This is a genomic window from Ilumatobacter sp. (assembly GCF_041688325.1).
Classification (GTDB): domain Bacteria; phylum Actinomycetota; class Acidimicrobiia; order Acidimicrobiales; family Ilumatobacteraceae; genus Ilumatobacter_A.
In genome coordinates this window covers 1-4,034 of record NZ_JBDNIJ010000425.1, presented here as the reverse complement: position 1 = coordinate 4,034, position 4,034 = coordinate 1, and the positions used below count along the sequence as shown (strand labels likewise).

Annotated in this window: 5 protein-coding genes; 1 reads left to right on the top strand and 4 read right to left on the bottom strand. The window is 60.8% G+C overall.

Annotated elements, in window-relative coordinates:
* Positions 1-859 precede the first annotated feature (859 nt).
* Positions 860-1,351, top strand: coding sequence for a hypothetical protein (locus tag ACH2EI_RS20805; RefSeq protein ID WP_395153064.1), 492 nt, complete (start codon positions 860-862; stop codon positions 1,349-1,351).
* 492 nt (positions 1,352-1,843) lie between these two features.
* Here ACH2EI_RS20805 and ACH2EI_RS20800 read toward each other — a convergent pair whose 3' ends face one another.
* The 4 genes from ACH2EI_RS20800 to ACH2EI_RS20785 are packed head-to-tail and all read right to left on the bottom strand — an operon-like array spanning position 1,844 to position 3,909.
* On the bottom strand, positions 1,844-3,079 hold the full coding sequence (locus ACH2EI_RS20800; RefSeq protein WP_395153063.1) for a hypothetical protein: 1,236 nt from the start codon (positions 3,077-3,079) through the stop codon (positions 1,844-1,846).
* Entirely contained in the window at positions 3,076-3,309 is a 234-nt protein-coding gene (locus tag ACH2EI_RS20795; RefSeq protein ID WP_395153062.1) for a hypothetical protein, read from the bottom strand. The genes ACH2EI_RS20800 and ACH2EI_RS20795 overlap by 4 nt, the downstream gene beginning before the upstream one ends.
* Before the next feature lie 47 nt (positions 3,310-3,356).
* Positions 3,357-3,650: a hypothetical protein gene (locus tag ACH2EI_RS20790; protein WP_395153061.1), complete on the bottom strand. Its 294-nt coding sequence runs from the start codon at positions 3,648-3,650 to the stop codon at positions 3,357-3,359.
* The gene (locus tag ACH2EI_RS20785; protein ID WP_395153060.1) at positions 3,625-3,909 is read right to left on the bottom strand and encodes a hypothetical protein; all 285 of its coding nucleotides are present in this window, start codon (positions 3,907-3,909) and stop codon (positions 3,625-3,627) included. Before ACH2EI_RS20785 ends, ACH2EI_RS20790 begins: the two co-directional genes overlap by 26 nt.
* Positions 3,910-4,034: the final 125 nt, after the last annotated feature.

The window sequence follows — 4,034 nt, the reverse complement described above, 5'->3', positions numbered from 1 at the left end:
GGGTCGGGGTGTGGCTGACTGCGTGAAGATCGACGCCATCGATCCGAAGACCGGCGAGCGTCGGCACCAGGTGGAAGTCACCGTGTCACCGAAGGCCTACAGCGTCGCTGTCTACGTGGACGGCGAGCCCTACTACATCGCCCTCGATCAATGACGGGGGCCGAAGCTAAGCGGGCCCGCGAGTATCGGGCACGCCTCCGTGGCGGTCAGCCTCGAGTGTTGCAGCCGTGCGGAACGCGTTCGGCAGCGGTTCGGCATCGCAGCCACGGTGAGACGGTCTGTGCCGCCTGCCTGGTGGCTGAGCGCAAGTACCGGAAGGGCGCGATATGAGCGGCGATCGAGCCGGAGAGGATACGCACAATGGGTCTTGACGCTTGTATCGAGTTTGAGTTTCACGGCGACGACGAAGCCCTCAGTTCGATCTCACTAGACTTTGAGCGCAGGCAGGATTCAGACAATCGCTTTGTGTGGACCACCGAGTATTCCGAAGACACAGGCACCTACGGGCCCAACCCACCTTTTGCCAGACTCGACAGCATGTGGCGAGTGTGGGATGAGCATTACGAGCGCGGCCCGTGGTGCCATATCCGGCCTGCGCTTGACGTTCTACTTCGGTGGCAGTCGGTGGGGCGCATCGGGCGAGTCTGGTACTTCGGTGATTCAGTCGACAGGCAAGACGTGCGCGAGTTCACTCGGGCCGACTTGGAAAAACTGGACGAGCACCACGCTCTCGGCTTCTGGACTTACTGGGACCGCGACCCGGCTTGGTCAGTCGATCTGACAGAGAAGAGGGAACCATGAGCGATGAGCCGGATCAACGGAATGCACTACCGAGAACATCCTACGGAAGGAACAACCAATGACGCAGACGATCCAGCAGGTTGTGTTTCCGGAAGCTGTTGCCCGCAAGATGTTCCCGGCAGACAGTAAATGGCTGCTACCGAACGAGATGCCGTCGATCACGTGGCTGGCAGGCTGGGTGAAATGCGAGCAGGATTCGTGCTATGGCGGATGGGTCGGGATGCAACCAGGCGACAGCACGGAACATTGCGAACACTGCAACGGCCTCGGCTATCCGGCCATCGTTGAGATCGTCAGCTATGAGACGTTCATGGCGGGCGACGGAGAGAACGCCATCCGATGCACGGTGCACGGTCGGCTTGCACTCGGGACGCCTGTTGCAGTCGTAAACGAGGTGGTTGATAGTGAGTGTGTTGCGATTGGAGGCAACGGGTATTACCACCTACCCGAGTATCGCGGACACCCCAGCGACGCATACGACATCACCGACGCTGTCGCTGGCACCCTCATCCCTGGCGGTGTCGCATACCCGGTGACGGTGGTGACATGATGACGCCGGAAACGCCTGCCATCAGTGCCCACGGTGCCGGTTTGAACGCCTTAGACGGCCCTGTGTGAATAGTCCCTGGTCACAGGGTTGCGCTGCCCGTGAACGCAAAAGAACCGCCCGACTCGCAGGGGGAGGCGCGAGCCGGACGGTTCAGATGGTCCCGTGGTAGCGGGGATCTTGTTTCGGTGAGGGCGTCGGGCACGTCTGCCCGACGCCGTATCTCACTTAGCCCGAGTAGGCAGCAATCACCGTTGCCGGTGATGATTGGACACGTCGGAGACGTGCGCCGAGACGGCCCCCGTGGGGACACCGACTATTCTCGGCTTACTCGATCTGTGTCGGCTATAACCCTTCGCCACCGAACGGCAACGAAGGGTTATAGCTACATCAGGACATCGTCGCTGAACATTTGGATCAACATTTCGACCATGTCGACGACCATCACAGCAACAGCACCGAACACGGCACCGGCAGCGAACACGAGTGCGTACCTCACAGGATCTCTACATCTCCATAACCTCGGGTGCCGTACGTTGTCCCGACACCGAACGTCAACATGCCGGCCGGGGCCGACTGTCCAGACGATTCGACGAACCACTGGCTGCCGCCATCCATCGCGGGACATTGGAACCAGGTTCGGCCGATACCTTCGGAACAGATGAAATGATGAAGGTGACCTGTGACGAGGATGCGCGCCGAGGCCGTTGGCTGGTTGCCGACGATCTGACCGGACCACCACTTCTCCACCTTGACCGCAGCGTTGGCGCCACCGCCACGCATCTGATGGCCGTGAGCAAAACCGACGTTGACACCGCAAATATCGAGCGTCATGCTGAGCATTTCGGGAAGGTACACGGACACGTTCGCGTAGCGCTCAGGGTTCGCGGCAAGGATCTCACCGACCATCTCCACGACCGCCAGGTCGTCGTTGTCTTCCCAGTCGGTAAACGCCTTGCCGTTCTTGCGGTTCTCGCCGTGGTTCCCGGCAACACCTGACAGGACGATCCGATAGCCGGCGTCGGTGATGTCGTCAACCATCTGCAAGATGAGGCGACGTGTCACCTTGACTTGATCCCGGCGGCTGAGATCAGCGGACCATGTGAGCATCTCGTAACTATCCGAGCATCCCTCAACAAGATCACCGAGGCCGACGAGGTAGACGACGTCGATCGGTCTGCCAACCTTCTTGAGTTCAGCGAGGCGCGAAAGGATTCGGCCGGTTGCGGCGCTCACCCTGTTCACGGTTGCTTCTGAGCCACCACCCTCGCCCTTGCCCATCTGGAAGTCTGCGAGCGCCACGAGCAGGCCGCGTTCGGCGTCTTCGGCTGGTGGCGGCTGTTTGCGTGGCGGGTTCTTCTTCGACGCGATCTTGCACAACGCTTCAACATCGGCCATGTTCTCGGCGGTCGCTGTCCCGCGCTGCTGAACGCGTGCCGAGTAGGACCGGAGCCGGATCGTTGCGCCCGTCGTCGTCCCCTTGACCGGGGTATCCCAGCCTTTGAACTTGACTGAACCGTCGATGACTTCGACGTGCTCGGAGTCAAGACCCCAGTCGGCAATCAGTTCTTTCCAGACGGCGGCGTTGACTTCAGTGTCGATAGGTCCGGTCGTGACCGTGCCATCGTTGCCGGACCAACTGACACCGCGCTCCCAGCCTTTCGGGACGGGCGTGTCCTTCACAACAATCTCAGGTGGGCGGGCAGTCTTGAGCGCGTCAGCCAGGCTCATGCTGCCGCCTCCAGGTTGCGGCGCCGCCATTCGTGGATGGGGTTCTCTGTGATCGGCGTGCCGTTGCGGCGGAGCGCTTCGGACAGTTTGCCGGCGGTCAGCGTCAGGTCGCGGAGCGCGACGTCAAGCGCTGCGGCGTCGTCTGCGTCCATCTGTTCGAGCATGACGTCCACCTTGAGCCGTTTGGCTTGAGCGTTGAGTGTTTCGTTGATTGCGTCTGCGAGTCCCATGTTTCCCCTTTGGTTGCCTTCACGGATTCGGGTGTTCGGTGGCGCTCTCAGTTGTCGTAGCGTGCGCCCTTGTCGCCACGGTTCATGTAGTAGGCCTTCAGCGATGCGATCGCTGCGAGCGCTGCGACACCGGTAGCGGTACGGCCGACAGCGATCGTGTCGAGCAGGTCAACGTCGGCACCTGATGCCCAAGCAACAACGGATGATGCGACAGCGAACAGTGCGATGGCGACTGCGGCTTGCACGTTCTGGTAGGCGGTGCGGATCGCGGCTTTGGTGCCGTCGTCGGCAAGACTCCAAGCCATTCGGGCTTCGTTACGCAGTGCGGCGATGATGTTCATTGGTTCCCCTTTGGTTGTGGTCGTGTTCGATATGTCGTACAACGATGTTTGAGAGTTGTTCTTGGCCGACGGTCAACAGTTTCAGTTCGGTGATGACTTGGCCGTGGTCAACAGTGTTGGACCGTTTCATGCGGACGAGTGCAACGACAATGAGTCCTGCGGCTGTGATGGCGGCGGTCAGTAGCGAGAAGATCCCAGCCACGACAAGGCCGGAAACCTCGCCGCTGTCAACGGCGGCGGATGCGATGAGCGCCGACATTGTTAGTTCGACTTGATCAGGTCGGCGGTCGTGAGTCCGGCGAGCGCAAGCACACTTTTGAGTTCCTGCTTGTGGCCTGAGACGATGACCGCCGAGCTTTGCCCTGCGGCGTTGAGTCTGCGGGT

Excerpts from the sequence above, each read along its gene's own strand:
- ACH2EI_RS20805 (WP_395153064.1), top strand. The coding sequence starts at position 860 with ATGACGCAGACGATCCAGCAGGTTGTGTTTCCGGAAGCTGTTGCCCGC.
- ACH2EI_RS20800 (WP_395153063.1), bottom strand. The coding sequence starts at position 3,079 with ATGAGCCTGGCTGACGCGCTCAAGACTGCCCGCCCACCTGAGATTGTT.
- ACH2EI_RS20795 (WP_395153062.1), bottom strand. The coding sequence starts at position 3,309 with ATGGGACTCGCAGACGCAATCAACGAAACACTCAACGCTCAAGCCAAA.
- ACH2EI_RS20790 (WP_395153061.1), bottom strand. The coding sequence starts at position 3,650 with ATGAACATCATCGCCGCACTGCGTAACGAAGCCCGAATGGCTTGGAGT.
- ACH2EI_RS20785 (WP_395153060.1), bottom strand. The coding sequence starts at position 3,909 with ATGTCGGCGCTCATCGCATCCGCCGCCGTTGACAGCGGCGAGGTTTCC.